The organism is Nocardiopsis coralliicola (genome assembly GCF_054779695.1).
Genome location: NZ_BAAGXT010000042.1, coordinates 39,697 through 55,268, shown reverse-complemented (window position 1 = coordinate 55,268; position 15,572 = coordinate 39,697). Strand labels below are relative to the sequence as shown.

Annotated in this window: 15 protein-coding genes and 2 pseudogenes; 5 read left to right on the top strand and 12 right to left on the bottom strand. The window is 75.7% G+C overall.

Translation table 11 applies throughout. The annotated features are described in order from the left end of the window. Together ACYVGT_RS22610 and ACYVGT_RS22605 are read left to right on the top strand one after the other, a co-directional pair. The coding region (locus tag ACYVGT_RS22610) for a type II secretion system F family protein (protein WP_460861911.1) at positions 1-461 on the top strand (461 nt) is incomplete at its 5' end. A gap of 90 nt (positions 462-551) precedes the next feature. Then, positions 552-1,295, top strand: a complete 744-nt coding sequence (locus ACYVGT_RS22605) for a type II secretion system F family protein (protein ID WP_460861909.1) — start codon at positions 552-554, stop codon at positions 1,293-1,295. Here the strand turns inward: ACYVGT_RS22605 and ACYVGT_RS22600 are convergent. From ACYVGT_RS22600 to ACYVGT_RS22575, 6 genes and pseudogenes are all read right to left on the bottom strand, one after another. Next, entirely contained in the window at positions 1,273-1,986 is a 714-nt protein-coding gene (locus ACYVGT_RS22600; protein WP_460861907.1) for a hypothetical protein, read from the bottom strand. The genes ACYVGT_RS22605 and ACYVGT_RS22600 overlap by 23 nt on opposite strands. A 368-nt stretch (positions 1,987-2,354) precedes the next feature. Further along, positions 2,355-3,053 (bottom strand): annotated as a pseudogene (locus ACYVGT_RS22595) (hypothetical protein); the annotation flags it as partial. A 333-nt stretch (positions 3,054-3,386) separates the two neighbouring features. Next, positions 3,387-3,722 (bottom strand): annotated as a pseudogene (locus tag ACYVGT_RS22590) (Rv3654c family TadE-like protein); the annotation flags it as partial. 5 nt (positions 3,723-3,727) lie between these two features. Continuing rightward, on the bottom strand, positions 3,728-4,093 hold the full coding sequence (locus ACYVGT_RS22585; protein WP_460861905.1) for a TadE family type IV pilus minor pilin: 366 nt from the start codon (positions 4,091-4,093) through the stop codon (positions 3,728-3,730). A 5-nt stretch (positions 4,094-4,098) separates the two neighbouring features. Beyond that, complete coding sequence (locus ACYVGT_RS22580) at positions 4,099-4,389, bottom strand: DUF4244 domain-containing protein (protein ID WP_460861903.1); 291 nt, start codon at positions 4,387-4,389, stop codon at positions 4,099-4,101. A gap of 551 nt (positions 4,390-4,940) precedes the next feature. Further along, entirely contained in the window at positions 4,941-7,226 is a 2,286-nt protein-coding gene (locus tag ACYVGT_RS22575; protein ID WP_460861924.1) for a DEAD/DEAH box helicase, read from the bottom strand. A 227-nt stretch (positions 7,227-7,453) separates the two neighbouring features. On the opposite strand from ACYVGT_RS22575, the gene ACYVGT_RS22570 reads away from it, so the two are divergent. Then, on the top strand, positions 7,454-7,801 hold the full coding sequence (locus tag ACYVGT_RS22570) for an STAS domain-containing protein (RefSeq protein WP_460861900.1): 348 nt from the start codon (positions 7,454-7,456) through the stop codon (positions 7,799-7,801). 17 nt (positions 7,802-7,818) lie between these two features. After that, complete coding sequence (locus ACYVGT_RS22565; protein WP_460861898.1) at positions 7,819-8,373, top strand: ATP-binding protein; 555 nt, start codon at positions 7,819-7,821, stop codon at positions 8,371-8,373. Positions 8,374-8,484: 111 nt separating this feature from the next. Here the strand turns inward: ACYVGT_RS22565 and ACYVGT_RS22560 are convergent, their stop codons facing one another. From ACYVGT_RS22560 to nth, 4 genes are all read right to left on the bottom strand, one after another. Beyond that, entirely contained in the window at positions 8,485-9,150 is a 666-nt protein-coding gene (locus tag ACYVGT_RS22560; protein ID WP_460861896.1) for a peptidylprolyl isomerase, read from the bottom strand. A 148-nt stretch (positions 9,151-9,298) separates the two neighbouring features. Further along, positions 9,299-10,489 carry a MarP family serine protease gene (locus ACYVGT_RS22555; RefSeq protein WP_460861894.1) on the bottom strand — a complete coding sequence of 397 codons (1,191 nt, stop codon included), beginning with the start codon at positions 10,487-10,489 and terminating at the stop codon, positions 9,299-9,301. 3 nt (positions 10,490-10,492) lie between these two features. Further along, positions 10,493-11,239 carry an NUDIX hydrolase gene (locus ACYVGT_RS22550; RefSeq protein ID WP_460861892.1) on the bottom strand — a complete coding sequence of 249 codons (747 nt, stop codon included), beginning with the start codon at positions 11,237-11,239 and terminating at the stop codon, positions 10,493-10,495. 65 nt (positions 11,240-11,304) lie between these two features. Then, positions 11,305-11,961, bottom strand: a complete 657-nt coding sequence (nth, locus tag ACYVGT_RS22545) for an endonuclease III (RefSeq protein ID WP_460861918.1) — start codon at positions 11,959-11,961, stop codon at positions 11,305-11,307. Between the two features lie 463 nt (positions 11,962-12,424). Between nth and ACYVGT_RS22540 the strand changes: the two genes are divergently transcribed. After that, entirely contained in the window at positions 12,425-13,108 is a 684-nt protein-coding gene (locus ACYVGT_RS22540) for a Crp/Fnr family transcriptional regulator (protein WP_460861890.1), read from the top strand. A gap of 744 nt (positions 13,109-13,852) precedes the next feature. Here ACYVGT_RS22540 and ACYVGT_RS22535 read toward each other — a convergent pair. After that, positions 13,853-14,665: an MBL fold metallo-hydrolase gene (locus ACYVGT_RS22535; RefSeq protein ID WP_460861888.1), complete on the bottom strand. Its 813-nt coding sequence runs from the start codon at positions 14,663-14,665 to the stop codon at positions 13,853-13,855. Next, the gene (locus tag ACYVGT_RS22530; RefSeq protein WP_460861915.1) at positions 14,662-15,555 is read right to left on the bottom strand and encodes an NUDIX hydrolase; all 894 of its coding nucleotides are present in this window, start codon (positions 15,553-15,555) and stop codon (positions 14,662-14,664) included. Before ACYVGT_RS22530 ends, ACYVGT_RS22535 begins: the two co-directional genes overlap by 4 nt. Positions 15,556-15,572: the final 17 nt, after the last annotated feature.

The window sequence follows — 15,572 nt, the reverse complement described above, 5'->3', positions numbered from 1 at the left end:
CTGCGGCGCGCGAAGGCGGCCTCGCCGGCGAGCTCGGCCCCGCGCTGGCGGCGGCCGAGGCGGGTGCCGACCCCGTGCCGCACCTGCACCGCGCCGCGGAAACCCCGGGGCTGGGCGGGGCTGCGCGACTGGCCGCCTGCTGGACCGTCGCAGCGGTCTCCGGGGCGGGGCTGGCCGACGTGGCCGAGCGGCTCGCCGCGGCGCTGGCGCGCGAGGAAGCCCAGCGCGCCGACCTGTCGGCGCAGCTCGCCGGAGCGCGCACCACCGCAGTCCTGCTCGCGGTGCTCCCGGCGGGAGGGCTGCTGATGGCGGCGTTCAGCGGCGGCGCCCCGCTGGCGTTCCTCTTCGGCAGTCCGGCGGGGCTGGCCTGCCTCGCCGGCGGGGCCGCGCTCGACGCCGCCGGCCTGTGGTGGACCCGCGGCATCATCCGCAGGGCGCTGCCGCCGGCAGAGGGGAGATAGGGGAGCGATGTCCGGCACGTGGCACAGGATCCGCCGTATCCGGCAGAGCACCGAACCCGAGCGGCAGGCTGCCTGCGGCGGAGGCAGCGGATGACGGCGGTATTCCTTGCCCTCGCGGGAGCCGCCCTGGCAGGGGCGGTGTTCCTGGCATACGGCGGCAGATCGGTGAGCGCCGTGCGGCTCAGCGCAGCGGCGCCGCAGAGACCGGAGCCGCGCGCGATCGGCACGGCGGAGCGGACACCGGGGCGGGGTCTGCAGGTGGCGTGCGCGATGGCGCCCGCGGCGGCGCTGGCGGCTGCAGCGGGGCTCCCCGCGGCGCTGCTGCTCGGACCGCCGCTGGGGGCGGCGTGCTGGTGGGGACTGCGCCGGACCGCCGGCCGGCCGAGCCGCCCCGCCGCGTCAGCGGCGGGGCTTCCGCTTGCAGTGGACCTCCTGGCGGCGGGGGTGCGCGCCGGCGGCGAGACGACCGCGGTGCTGTCGGCGCTGGCCCCGTCGGTGGGCGGCCCCCTGGGCGCGCTGCTGAGCGAGGTGGCGGACCGGCAGCGCCTCGGCGAGGCACCCGGGCGGGCCTGGGCCGCCGTGGGCGGGCCGCCGGAGGTCGCGGCCGTGGGGCGCACCCTCGACCGCGCCGCGCAGACCGGCGCGCCAGTCGCCGACCTGCTGGACCGGCACGCTGAGGAGGCGCGGGAGCAGGCACGGGTGCGCGCGGCGGCGCGTGCGCAGCGGGCAGCGGTGCTCGTGGTGGCGCCGCTGGGGCTGTGCTTCCTGCCGGCGTTCGTACTGATCGGCGTTCTCCCTCTGGTGGCGGGCCTCATCGGCGGGGCTGCGCCGTGATCCGGCGCCGCCCGGTGTAGCGGGGCGGGAAGCGGGGCCATCCCACCGCCAGCCGCATTCCCAGCACCGCGGCGAGCAGCAGCACCAGCGCCCACGACGCGGCGGCGGACACGGGCGAGGCCGCGGGCGGCGCCGCGGAGTCGGCGGCGGACGAGCCGTACCGGATGATGGGCTCCTCGCTGACCGGAACGCTGCCGCCGGAGGCGGGTTCCGAGCCGTCCTCCTCGGGTGCGGCTTCGGCATCGGCACCGTCCGGTTCCGCGGCGTCGGACGGTTCCTTCTCCGCTGCGTCTTCCGCTGCGTCGCCGGACTCGTCCGCGCCGGGTTCGCCGTCGGCGCCGGTGGAGTCGTCCGGGGCGTCGTCGGAATCGGGCCGGTCGTCTTTCGGCGGGGCTGCGCCGGCGGAGCCGCCGACGGCTGCCGGCGCGGCGGGCGGCGCCGGCGGATCCGGAGGAGCGGGTGCCTTCGGCGGGGCCGGTGCTGCGGGCGGCTCCTTCGGCGGCGCCGCGGGCGCCTCGGCTGCCGGGCGCGGGGCGGCCGCGGTGAGGCCGCCGACACTGACGGACTGGTTTTCCGGGTCGAGCTCCACCGGGCCGATCGGCGTGGTGAACCCGCCGGCGGTCGCGCAGAGCGCGCCGCAGGCGGCGAGGGCGGCGGCACCGGAGCGCAGCCGTGCGAGCCGAAGTTTCATGGCAGGGACCTCTCGGTACATCGGAACGGACGGGGCGGTCGAGACGGAGCACGGGGCGGCCCGAACGGCCACCCGCCGCCCCTCCGCTCGGGGGCCGGGCCGGCCCCGCCTCGACGGCGCCACCGTGACCTGCGGCGGAGCCAGCGCGAGGCCGCGCAGTGCAGCGCGGCCGGTGTCCGCACACGCCGATGCGGTCGGCCCGAAGCCGGGGAAGCATGCTGACCGCTTGATGGGCCGGGCGACAGCGGGGCGGCGGTTCTATTCGGCCGCCCGGTGCGGCCCCTCGGGAGCGGGTCGGATGCTGCGCCGCCGGCCGCCGCCGCGCCGCAACGGCGGCTTCCCGACCGTTGATGGGGGTGGTGTCCTGGTCAGTGGCCGTAGGCGATCAGTGATCGCTCGACCAAGGCGCCGATCAGCCGGTGGGGCCGGACCTCGGCGTTGAGCGCGCAGATGCGCTGGCGCACGCAGAGCGGGAACGTCGGCCGGCACCGGCTCCGCGGGCTCTTCCGAGGCTGGATGAGCTGGATGAGGAGGTGGCCCGGGGGCCTGGGCGGCAGTCTCGACGCCGGCTCCGGTGAAGCCCTTGCCGCACACGATCGGGCACGGCCCCGGCGCGGCCTGCTGGGCGCGGAGCAGGTGCAGGGCCGGTCCGCGCTCGTCGAGTTCTCTGGGGCGGCCAGGGGTACGCGGTGACTGTGCAGTCGGGGGTTGTGATGAGCATGCGTGTGGCGCCCCAAGAAGGCGTGGTGGGAGGCATCGCGGCCGTAGCCCGGCGATCTCGCCCCGGCTGGAGTTCTCGGCAGTGGCACGGCCAGCGCAGCAGCGGAGTGCCGTGCATCAGACGCAGCCTCTCGTGCCAGGTCGGGGCTGCGCGGGCCAACCGCTGTGCGGCGGCGTGCAGGGCGGGGCGGCATCACGCAGGTGGCGGTGGTATTCGGACTGGCCGGGCAGGCGGCTGAACAGGTGGCCGATCCGCCGGGGGCGGTGCGCAGCCAGCGGCGCTCGCCGCCGCAACCCCGGAGTACGCGGGCGGTGGCGCAGGCGAGTTCGGCGCCGGTGAGCAGGCGCGTCGCGGGCCCGCTAGGTGGCACCGCTGGCTGCACGGCGACCGCGAGCTGCCCGGCCGGGGCAGCGGCGGGCGGGCCCTCCGGGCATAGGGCGGCGGTCCGGCTGCTGCCCCGGCGCCGGAGACCAGCGAGCGCTCTCGGAACGAGAGGGGCGGATCGGCGGCACCGCGCCCCTCGTTGGGCGCAGCGGGTACAGCCGCCCGGTGGGCCGCGGCCGGGGCACCGCGCCGGTCGGCTCTGGCTCCGCCGGACGCGCAGTGGCGACCGCGCCGCACTGCGGAGCGGCCGGGGTGGCGCTGCGGCATCCGGCGGGGCGGTGTGCGGGCCGGCACGGGCGCGGGCCGTGGCGGCGGCGCCGGGGAGGGAGCGCGCAGGGAGGACGACCTCGACGACGGCGTCGAGGCCGTGCAGCGTGCAGGAGGTGAGGCGGGCCCCGTTGGCTGCCGCAGTGGCGGCCGCGGCTGCACACGCCTCCGGCTCGCCGCGGGCCGCCGCTCCGGCGGCGGAGATCGCGGCGAGGTCGGCGGCGGAGACCGCCCGGTGCCGGTCGGCGCGGGCGCCGCCGACCAGGACCGCGGCCACCGCAGCGGCCCAGATCAGCAGGGAGAGCACCAGCACCCAGAGGGTGCCCGAGCCCCGGTCTGCCCCCGGGCCGGCCGGAGCGCGCACGGGCGTCACGGCGGGACCGCCTCGAGCGGGGCGGTGGCGCGCGACCCGACGGTGATGGGCACGGCGCCGGTGCCGGGGACGAGCGGGACCGCCGCGGTGACCTCGACCCGCACCCGGTCGCCGTGGTGGGCGACGTCCGCGTCGGCACCGGGCGGGGCGGCTTCGGCGATGACCGCCAGGACCGAGCCGGCGTCGTCGCCGCGGGCGTGCGCCCGGGCTCCGGCGCGGGCGGCGTCCACGCAGGCCAGGTGCGCGGCCACGGCGGACACCGCGGCCACGCCCACCGCAAGGACGAGGACGAGGGCGGGGAGCGCCGCAGCGGTCTCCGCCGTGACCATGCCGGACTGCGCCCGGCCTCTGCGCCTGACCATCGCCGTCAGCCCGTGGACTGGAGCGCGCTGACAACGATCCCGGTGAGGACCTCGCGCACTTCGCCACTGGTGAGAATGGCGTAGAGCACGGCCGCGAAGGCGACCGCGGAAACGGTGCCGATGGCGTATTCCGCCGTCGACATGCCGCGATCGCGGAAGCGGTGCGGGAGGACTGGACCGCTGGGCCGGAAGAGGCGGTGCCGCAGGAGTGCGGCGGCGAGGCGGATGGCGCTGCTGATGCGGTGGATGCGCGGGGTCGGTTCGGGGGCGGACGGCGACGGCGATACTGCGGGCACAGGGCCTCCTGCAGGCGTGGACGTGCCGCGCGACCTGGGGTGTCGCGGGCTCGGAATCCACGGTGCAGCGGATCCGGCGCGCAGGGAATGGGAAATCTCCGGCCTGTGGATAACCGGTCGGGAATTACCCACAGCCTGTGAATTGAGGTGTGGAAAACTCGGCTCGTCCGCATTCTGCTCCGGCTCCCGACAGGGTTGCGGAAGGGCGGATTCGAGTCTTCCCGCCGCGGCCCCGCCTCCCTGATCACGGGCGGATATCGGCCGTTCCAGCACCCCGGGTTCCGGATGGGCGGCTCTCCCGCCCGTCCACCGGCGCGCCGCGCCGAATCCCCGCGATCCCCAGGAATTCCCGGCGTCCGCAACCCGCACCGGCGACTGCCGGGGGGGAGACACACCACGGCGGCCCGCCGTCCACAGGCGGGTGGCGCCGGCGTGCCGGGGACGCCGGCCGGCTCCGAGCCGCGCCGCGCGCAGCCCCGGCAGCCTGCCGGGCCGCCCGGTGTTCACCGCGGTTCTCCGGTGGACCCGCCCCGCTCACTCGCTCGGGCCGCTCAGGCGGGGGCGGCGGCGAGGAGGGCGTCGAACAGGCGGAGGGCGCCGGATTTGCTGAGGGGGTCGTTGCCGCTGCCGCATTTGGGGGACTGGATGCACGAGGGGCAGCCGGCGGCGCATTCGCAGCCGGCGATGGCGCCGCGGGTGGCGGCGAGCCAGTCGCGGGCCGCGTCGAAGCCGCGCCCGGCGAAACCGGCGCCGCCGTCGTGGCCGTCGTAGACGAACACGGTGAGGCGGCCGGTGTCGGCGTGCAGGGCCGTCGACACTCCGCCGATGTCCGAGCGGTCGCAGGTGGCGAAGAGCGGCAGCAGGCCGATTGCGGCGTGCTCAGCGGCGTGCGCAGCACCGCGGGGCTCGACGCCGTCGGCGCGGAGCCGTTCCAGGGCCTCCTCCGACAGCGTCCACCAGACCGCACGCGAGTCCAGCGGCCGCTCGGGCAGGTCGAGGCTCTGCTCGCCGAGGACGGCGCCGGTGCGCACGTCGCGCTTCAGGTAGCCGACGACCTGCCGGCCCACCCGCACATCGCCGAAGCCCACGGTGTGCGGACCCCACGCCTGCTCCCGGAGCGTCGACCGGATTTCGATCTCGGTCACTTCGCGCGCGAACGTCGCGTAGCCCGGCTCCTCGGCGTGCACCAGCGCCACCCGGTCGTCCAGGTCCAGCTCGTCCACCAGATAACTGCGGCCCTGGTGCAGGTAGACGGCGCCCTGGTGGACGCTGCCGAACGCCGCCGCCTCGTCGATCGAACCGAGCAGCTGGCCGCTGCCGCCGTCCACGATCTGCACCGGGGGGCCGCCCGCGCCGCGGATGTCGGCCAGGTCGCTGGCCCGCTCGCGGCGGGTCCAGAACCAGCCCCGCGGCCGCGCCCGCAGCAGGCCGCGCTCGACCAGGCCGGCCGCGACCGCGCCGGCCCCCGGGCCGAACGCCTCCAGGTCGCCGGCGGTGAGCGGTTCCTCCTGCGCGGCAGCACACAGGTGCGGACCGAGGACGTGCGGGTTCTCCGGGTCGATCACCGAGGCTTCGACCGGCCGGCCGAACACCGCGCCGGGGTGGTGCGCCAGATAGGTGTCGAGGGGGTCGTCGCGGGCCACGAAGACGGCGAGCGCGTCCCGCCCGCGCCGCCCGGCCCGGCCCGCCTGCTGCCAGAGCGACGCGCGGGTCCCGGGCCAGCCGGCGATGACCACGGCGTCCACCCCGGTGATGTCGACGCCCAGCTCCAGCGCGTTGGTCGTGGCCAGTCCGAGCAGCGAACCCTCGCGCAGCGCCGCCTCCAGGCCCCGCCGGTCGCCGGCGAGGTAGCCGCCGCGGTAGGCGGCGACCTTCTCCGCCAGGTCGCCGCGGCCGCCGTCGGCGAGCAGGCGCTGCGCGGTCAGCGCCACCACTTCGGCGCCCTGCCGCGACCGGACGAACGCGAGCGTGCGGACCTGCCGCGCGACGAGGCCGGCGAGGATCTCGGCGGTTTCGGCGGGTGCCGTGCGGCGCACCGGGGCGCCGTTCTCGCCGGTGCGCTCGGTCAGCTCCGGTTCCACCAGGGCGAAGTCGACGGCGGGGCGCGGCGAGGCGTCCCGGGTAACGGCGGAGACGGGCGCCCCGACCAGCCGCTCCGCGGTCTGCTCCGGCGTTCCGGTGGTGGCGGAGGCCAGCACGAACACCGGCGCGGTCCGGTACCGGGCGCAGACCCGCTGCAGCCGGCGCAGGATGAGCGCCACGTGCGAGCCGAACACGCCCCGGTAGTGGTGCGCCTCGTCGACGACGATGTAGCGCAGCCGGCGCAGGAACCGCGCCCACGAGGAGTGCCAGCCGAGGATCGCGTGGTGCAGCATGTCGGGGTTGGTGAGCACGTAGTCGGCGTTGGCGCGGATCCACGCCCGCTCCTCGCGCGGGGTGTCGCCGTCGTAGACCGCGGCCAGCGGGCCCTTCGGCAGCACCTCCTGCGCGGCGCGCAGCTGGTCGGCGGCGAGCGCCTTGGTGGGGGCGATGTAGAGCACACTGCCGCCGTCCAGGAGCGCCTCAGCGGCGGGCAGCTGGAAGCCGAGCGACTTGCCGGAGGCGGTTCCGGTCGCGATGATCACATTCCGGCCGGCGCGGGCGGCTTCGGCGGCGTCCACCTGGTGCGTCCACGGCGCCGCGATCCCGGCGCCGGCCAGGGCCGCGCGCACCTCGGGAGGTGTCCATGCGGGCCACTGTTGGGTCTCTCCGCCGCCACGGGGGAGTCGCTCGACATGTGTGACCTGGGCAGCGCGGGTAGGGTCACGCCACGACCGACCGAGTGTCGCCTCCCACAGATCCGCCCGATCCACCTGCCGCTCCCCTCCGTCCGCTCGATTTCCGCGCCCGCTCAGGCCGTCTGCGGTTTCGCACCGGCTTCCGGGGGAAGAGACGCGCGGAGCCCCCGTTTTCTTCCGGGAAGCGTGAGGGCGCAGTCGGCGAGCGTGGTTGAATGCCGCTCTGTGGGGTAACGCCCGGCACAGATCACTCGCGATATTCCGCGGTTCGGCGTTGGAGGACTCTAGTGGACCTGAAGCTTGATCACTACAGCAAGGACGACACCGAGATCGTCGTTGTCGAGGGTGAGATCGACGTCTATACCGCGCCCCGGCTCCGTGAGCTGCTGATCGACCTGGTCAACAAGGGCAACTTCCACCTCGTGGTGAACATGGAGAAGGTGGAGTTCCTCGACTCCACGGGGCTCGGTGTGCTGGTCGGCGGACTCAAGCGGGTCCGCGCGCACGACGGCACGCTCGACCTGGTGTGCACGCAGGAGCGCATCCTCAAGATCTTCCGGATTACCGGCCTCACCAAGGTATTCGGCATCTATGAGTCGGTGCAGGAGGCCATCGACAAGCGCTCCGCCAAGTAGCGGGCCGAGCGAGAGAGATGGCCCTCGTCCAGCTGACGATCAGCGCGCTGCCCGCCCATGTGCGCACGGCCCGCCTCATGGCCACGGCCGTGGCGCGCCGGGCGGGCATCGCCGAATCCGCCCTCGACGAGATCCGGCTCGCCGTCGGGGAGGCATGCTCGCGCGCCGTGGAGGCGCACCGGGCGCACTGCCCCTGGCGGCCGATCGAGATCGAGCTCATCGACGGCTCGGCCGACGGCATGCGCCGCGGCGGGGCCGCCGAAACCGCCCCGGAAGGGGCCGGCGCCGCGCCGCGCCGGTTCGAGGTCGCGGTGTTCGACCGCGCCCCCGCGAAGGAGCCCGACCCGGTTCCGCCCCCGGCCGGAACCAACGGCACCGCCTCCGCAACTGCACCGGAGGCGGTCCGCCTCTACCCGGGGGAGCACACTCCGCCCGGCGGTGTCACCGGCCTCTCTCCGGATGTGGGCCTGGCGGTGATCCAGGGCCTTGCCGACGAGGTCAGCATCGAGCCCGACGAGCGGGGCACGGTCGTGCGCATGAGCTGGCCCCTGGAGGAGGCCGCCGCCGCCTGAGCCGCCTCTCCGGGCTCTCCCGCTGCGCGGGGCGGGCCCGGAGCGCAGCGCCGCACAGGCGCGCGCACAGCGCCGCTCACGGCGCTGTGCGCGCATCGGGCCGAAGGGCGGCTACCCCTCGCGGTGGATCTGCACCGATTCCAGGACGATGTCGTCGACCGGCCGGTCGTCGGCGTCGGTCTCGGCACCGGCGATCTCCTCGGCGACCGCCAGGTCCTCCTCGCTGGCGACGCGGCCGAAGATGGTGTGCGCCCCGTTCAGGTGCGCCGTCTCACCCGTGGTGATGAAGAACTGCGAGCCGTTGGTGTCCGGCCCGGAATTGGCCATGGCCAGCACCCCGGGCTCGGTGAACTCGAGTTCCGGATCGATCTCGTCGCCGAAGGTGTAGCCGGGGCCGCCGGTCCCGGTGCCGGTCGGGTCGCCGCCCTGGACCATGAAGTCCTCGATCACCCGGTGGAACACCGTGCCGTCGTAGAACTCCTGCTTCCCGGTCTCCGGGTTCTCGCCGCGCTCGCCCTCGGCGAGTTCGGCGAAGTTGAGCACCGTCTCCGGTGCCGACTCCGGGAGGAGCTCCAGCTCGATCTCGCCCGCGCTGGTCTGCAGCGTCGCCCCGGTGATGCCGGCGGCAGCGTCCAGATCGGCCTCCGGGGCACCCGACTCCGGGCCGCCCGGTGCGCCGCCGTCGGCGGACGCCTCACCGTCGGAGCCGGACCCGCCGCAGCCGGCGGCGAGCAGCACGGCCGCGCCAAGGGCGGCGAGGGGCACGATTCTGGGCATAGGACGTCTCCGCGGTTGAAAGGCTGCAGGGCGCGCCCAGATTAGCCGGAGCTGCCGCTGCGCGCCGCGGAGCACCCGGGCGCAGCCCCGCGCGGCGCCCGGCCCGGCTACCGGGCGTGCTCGGCCGTCCGGAACCGGGCGCCGGCCGTCAGTCGCACTGCATCGTGTCGACCTGCTCGGTCGCGGAGCGGCCCTCCGCGGCGTTCTCGGCGACCTCCTCCGCGGTGAGCACGTAGCCGGTCTCCTCCTCGTTGGTGGCCGCCGCGAACACCACGCCGTACACGGTGCCCTCGGGCGACAGCAGCGGCCCGCCCGAGTTGCCCGGCCGCACCAGCGCGCGGACCTGGTAGATCTCCCGGCTGACCTGCTTCTCGTGGTAGAAGTCCGGCCCCTGCGCGGTCTGCTCGGCGCGGATACGCGCCGGGACCGCCGTGAAACCGCTGTTCTTCGGGAACCCGGCGACGACCGCGTCGTCGCTCTTCTCCGCGTCAGGCTCGAACTCCAGCGGATCGAGGCCCAGGCCGGGCACGTCGAGCACCGCCGTGTCCTGCTCGGGGTCGTACAGGACGACCGTGGCCTCCAGCTGCTCGCCGGAGCGGGTCACCACGCGCAGGTCCTCGGTGACGCCGGCGACGACGTGCGCGTTGGTCATGATGCGGTCCGGCGCGTAGGCGAATCCGGTGCCCTCCACGCGGCGCTGGCAGGACGGCGCCGTACCGAGCACCTTGACGATGCTCTGGCTGGATGCGCGGAGCTCCTCGGTGGTCAGCACGGCCGGGTCCGGCGGCTCCACCTCGGCCGGCTCGCCGGTGCCGAGCCCGCTGAAGACCTGCGGGAACGCGCTCTGGTCAACGATCTTGCGGAAGGTGGAGAACCAGGTGTCGGCCTGTTCCGGCATGACCCGGTCGACGGCGCGCAGCACCCGGGAGTGCTGCACCTGGTCGGTGACCACGGGCAGGGACGAGTTGGCGACCGCGCTGCCCACCAGCCACGCGACGAGCAGCACCGATGCGGCGCTGACCAGGGAGCCGCCGACCGCGTCGAGCACCCGCGCCGAGTCGCCGGTGACCCGGTTGCGGAGTACGGCCCCGATGTAGGAGGCCACGAACTGGCCCATGGCGGCGGAGAGGAACACCACCGCGATGGCGAGCAGCGCCTGCCGCCCCGGATCGGAGACGAACGACTGGATGATGCCGGGTGCGCCGAGCGCGGCCAGCACGCCGCCGCCGATGAACCCGGCGAAGCTCAGGACGCCGACGATGAAGCCCTGCCGGTAGCCGGAGCCGGCGAAGAGCAGGACGAGGACGATCAGCAGCGCGTCGAGGAGGAGGCCGTCCATCCGTCACCCGGTCCCGGGCGATGCGGGTGCGTGCGCACCGGGACCGTCCGGCGCCGGCGCACCGGACGGGGGCCCGGCGGGCGGCCCGCCGGGCGGTACCGGGGCGGGCGTATCCGCCGGCGGGGTGAGCGGAACGACCGGCGCGGCTCCGCCGGCGTTCCACGGCTGCTCCCAGCCCCCCATCCGGAGCAGCTCGTCGACCACGCCCGCGGTGAAGCCCCACACCAGCAGGTCGCGGACGCGGAAACCGGGGCCCGCACGGCGGCCGGCGACATCGACCACCACCCGGTTGGCCGGGTCGGACAGCTCGGCGACGGGCACGGTGACGGCGTTGGCGACTTCGCCGGCGTCGGCGGCGTGCACCGCCGAAGGGGTGCGCCACCAGGCGATGACGGGCTGCACGCGGAAGCCGCTGTGCGGGATGTAGAGCTCCGGCATCCGGGCCAGCGGCTCGATGCCGCCGGCGTCGACGCCGGTCTCCTCCACCGCTTCGCGGACCGCGCACTCCTCGGCGCTGCGGTCGCCCGCCTCGAACGAACCGCCGGGGAACGCCGGCTGGCCGGAGTGCCGGCGCAGGCCGTTGCGGCGCTGGATCAGCAGGAGTTCGGGCCCGCCGGCGCCCTCGCCGAAGAGCACGAGCACGGCCGAGCGGCGGCCGCCGTCCACCGGCGGGCGGAGCAGGGCGGGGACGCGCATGCGCGGCGCCGCGTCGGCGAGTGACGCGAGCCAGGGGGGCGGTGCTTCGTTCATGGTCGCCTTTCCACTTCCGCGGCCGGCCGCACCGGAGCCTGCCCGGAAACGCCGCTGCGGACGCGTCATGACCGGGGCCCGTCGCGCAGAAGGGCGCGCGCCTCGTCGGGGTCGGTGGGGCCCTCACCGTAGGACGGGCACAGCGGCGCGAGCGTGCAGGCGCCGCAAGCGGGCTTGCGGGAGTGGCAGACGCGGCGGCCGTGCCAGATGACCCGGTGCGAGAGCATCGTGTGGTCCTTCGGCGGGAACAGCGCCCCGATCGCATGCTCGACCTTCACCGGGTCGGTCTCCGCCGTCCAGCGCCACCGGCGGACCAGCCGCCCGAAATGGGTGTCGACGGTGATGCCGGGGACGCCGAACGCGTTGCCGAGGACGACGTTGGCGGTCTTGCGGCCGACACCGGGCAGCTTCACCAGCGCGTCCAGGGTCCCGGGCACTTCGCCGCCGTGCTCCGCGCAGAGCGCCTGGGAGAGCCGGATGACGCTGTCGGCCTTCGCGCGGAAGAACCCGGTGGGGCGCAGGATCTCCTCGACTTCGGCGCGGTCGGCGCCGGCCAGGTCGGCGGCAGCGGGGTAGCGGGCGAACAGCCGGGGCGTGACCGCGTTGACGCGCTTGTCGGTGGTCTGCGCCGACAGCACGGTGGCGATGAGCAGTTGGAGCGGGGTCGTGAAGTCGAGCTCGGCGCGCGCGTCCGGATAGACGTGCACGAGCTCGCGGTACATCCGGCGGGCGCGGCGGACCAGCGCGAGGCGGGTCTCGCCCGGCTTGCCCGCCGGTCCGGCGGGCGGCGCGGCGGAACGCGCTCGGGCGCCGCCCGCGGCGCGCCCGCGCGCGGCGGCGGTCGACTTCGGTTCACCAGGCACACCCGAAGCCTACGTACTCGCCCGCCGTTCCGCCGGATTCGGCCCCGCCGGCGGGCACACAGCGGCTGCGCCGCACGTCGGAGGGGGCGGGCCGGAGCGCCCCGACGCCGGGTGGACGGTGATCCAGATTATGTCCGCATTGGCCGGTTAACGGCGGTGGCGGCACGGTTCGGGGAGCAGAGGCGATTAAGATCATGGGGGCTGACGTCGGCTGTGACGGGCTGGTCGGTCACCCGGACGACAAGCCGAGATAACGACCTGGTTTCACACACAGGTGCGATATAGGTCACACTGTTGACGGTCAGGTTGCTAGGAGGAAGCGGTGGACGAGACCAACGAGGTGCTGCGAAAGGCACCCCTATTCGAGGCGCTCGACGAGGATGCGACCAACGCGCTGCGCGCGTCGGTCAGTGAGGTGCGCCTCGGCCGGGGCCAGACCCTCTTCTCTGAAGGCGACGAGGGCGACCGGCTCTACGTGGTGCTGAGCGGGAAGGTCAAGCTCACCCGATCCGCGGTGGACGGCCGGGAGAACCTGCTCGCGGTGCTGGGGCCGGGGGAGATGTTCGGCGAGCTGTCGCTGTTCGACCCGCGCCCGCGCACGGCTAGCGCGATCGCCGTCACCGACACGGTGCTGGCCGGACTCGGCCACGACGACCTCCGCCCGTTCATCGCGAACCAGCCGCAGGTCGCCATGCAGCTGCTGAAGGCGCTCGCCGCGCGGCTGCGGCACACCAACGACGTGATGAGCGACCTGGTCTTCACCGATGTGCCGGGCCGCGTTGCCAAGCAGCTCCTGGAGCTCGCCGACAAGTTCGGCAAGGAGGGCGAGGACGGCCTGCACGTCCACCACGACCTCACCCAGGAGGAACTGGCGCAGCTCGTCGGCGCCTCCCGGGAGACGGTGAACAAGGCGCTCGCCGAGTTCGCCCTGCGCGGCTGGCTGCGGATCGAGGCCAAGGCCGTCGTACTGCTGGACGTCGAGCGGATGCGCCGCCGCGCCCGCTGACGCGCTCCAGCACGGCACCTGCACACCGCGCAGCGCCGCCCTCAGCCCCGCCGGAAGGCACGGGCAGGGCGGCGCGCGTCGTTTCCGGCCCCCTCACTCGCGCTCCGCGCCGCGCCGCCGCCGGGCCATGCCCACCCCACCCGCTTCGGCCGGGCGCGCTCTCCACGCGGCTCAGCGCCGCACACCGGCATCGCCGGGCAGCGAGGAGCCCGCCACCGGGGCCGGGCGCGGCCGGCTGGGATGCAGCCGCTGTCCGGCCGCGCACCCGGGCAGCAGCGGGAACCGGGCGCGCCGAGAAGCCAGCGGGGCTGCAGCGGGCAGCCGCGCCCTCCCCGGGTGCCGGCCGTGCGGCCCGCGCCGGAGCGGCTTCCGCGGCACCCGCCGCGGCACCGCCGCCAGCGGCATCCGAGCGAACGGATGGGCGGGGCGCCGGAGCAGCCGGAGCCACGGCGGGTCTTCACCGGAGGATGCCGCGGGGGCCGGATACAGCTGAGGGCGCAGCACCGCGGAAGGCGCAGCACCGCGGAAGGCGCGGCCGCCCCGCCCCGCACCGGCTCAGCAGGACGCGCATCCCGGGCGGGCTCGGGCTGCGCAGCCGGGAGCAGCACGCTCGGACGCGGGCGTTCGCGCGGCGCCGCACCGCGGGGACTGGTGCCGGCCGGGCCGGCCCCGGCCCGGCCAGCGCGCAGTCGCGGCCGGCCCGGTCCGCGGCGCGGAAGGGGCGGCCCGGCAGCGTGCCGCAGCTCAGGCTTCGGCGAATTCGGGCGGGACTTCGCCGCGTGCGGCCAGGTAGCGGAGCTGGGAGCGGGCCGAGGACTCGGCGGCGGCGCGGACCGAGGGGTCGACATCGGCGTAGACGTGCGCGACGACCTCGGCGGACGTGGCGGCGCCGGCCGCGACTGCGGCGGCCACCTGGGCGAGCCGCTCCTCGCGGTGCGCGATGTAGCCGTCGATCGCACGGCGCGGGTCACCCAGGACGGGGCCGTGGCCCGGCAGCAGGGCGCGGAGCTCGGCCTCGCCGGCAAGCGCGCTCAACCGGCGGAGGGTGTCCATGTAGGGGGCGAGACCGCCGTCGCCGTCCATGATCACCGGGGTGCCGCGGCCGAGGATGCTGTCGCCGGTGAGCAGGACGCCGTCGGCGGGCAGGTGGATGCAGACCGAGTCGGCGGTGTGGCCCGGCGCGGCGATGATGCGCAGCCCCAGGCCGCCGGCGTCGATCACGTCGCCGTCCGCCAGCGGTGCGCCGCCGATGAGGAACTCGGGCGAGACCGACCGCACCGGCGATCCGGTGAGGTCGGAGAAGTACCGGGCGCCGCCGGTGTGGTCGTCGTGGTGGTGGGTGAGCAGCGTCAGGACGACGCGGCCGCCCTGCTCCTGGACGGTGCGGGCGACGCGCTCGAGGTGGCGCTCCTCGTGCGGCCCCGGGTCGACCACGACCACGTCGCGCGAGCCGGGCTCGCGCAGCACCCAGGTGTTGGTGCCGTCGAGCGTCATCGGGCCGGGGTTGGGGCAGAGCAGGCAGCCCGCCCGCAGCGTCCCCGATCCGTCGATCCTCATCGGACCCCTCCGTTCTCCGCTCCCCGCTGCGCGGCCCGGGAACCCGCGCTCGCGCCGGCGGCGCTTGCCGCACCCTCCGAGCTGACCGCGCTGTCTGCGCCGCCCGCGCGCGGAGGCGACGGGCGCCCCTGCGGCATCGGATAGCGCGTGCCGTCGGGCGCGACGATGCACAGGCCGCCGTCCACCGCTTCCAGGCGGGGCAGGAGCGGCTCGATCGTGCGCTGCTGCGCCATGACCCCGGCCGCGGTGCCGCACGCGTCGAGGTCGAGGCAGGTGGAGACGGTGGGCGCGAGCATGAACAGGGCGCCGTCGCGCCACTGCTCCACGGCCCGCTTCGGCCGGACCCACTCCACCCGGTCGGCTTCACCGCCGACGTCCCGCGTCTGCTGCCCTTCCGGCAGCAGCGCGGCGAAGAAGCGGGTGTCGTAGCGGCGCGACTCGCTCTCCGGGGTGATCCACTGCGCCCAGGCCCGCAGCAGGTCGGCGCGGAGCACCAGGCCGCGCCGGCGCAGCATCGACGCGAACGGCAGCGAGCGGTCGATCAGGGCGGCGCGGTCGGCCTCCCACTCGGCGCCGCGGGTGTCGGCCACGACGGCATCCGGCGACGGGCCGGCGAGCAGCACGCCGGACTCTTCGAAGGTCTCCCGCACGGCGGCGCAGACGAGCGCGCGGGCCGTGCGGACATCGGTACCGAGGGTGTGCGCCCAGGACTCGGGCGGCGGGCCTGCCCAGACCGCGTCGGTGGCGGGGTCGGCGTCCCGCTCGTCGACGCGGCCGCCGGGGAACGCGTAGACGCCGGGCGCGAACGGCATGGAGGGCGCACGGCGCAGCATGTAGACCTCGACGGCGCCGGCTCCGGCTGCGGGGCCGGGGGCGTCGCGGACGAGCATGACGGTGGCGGCGTCGC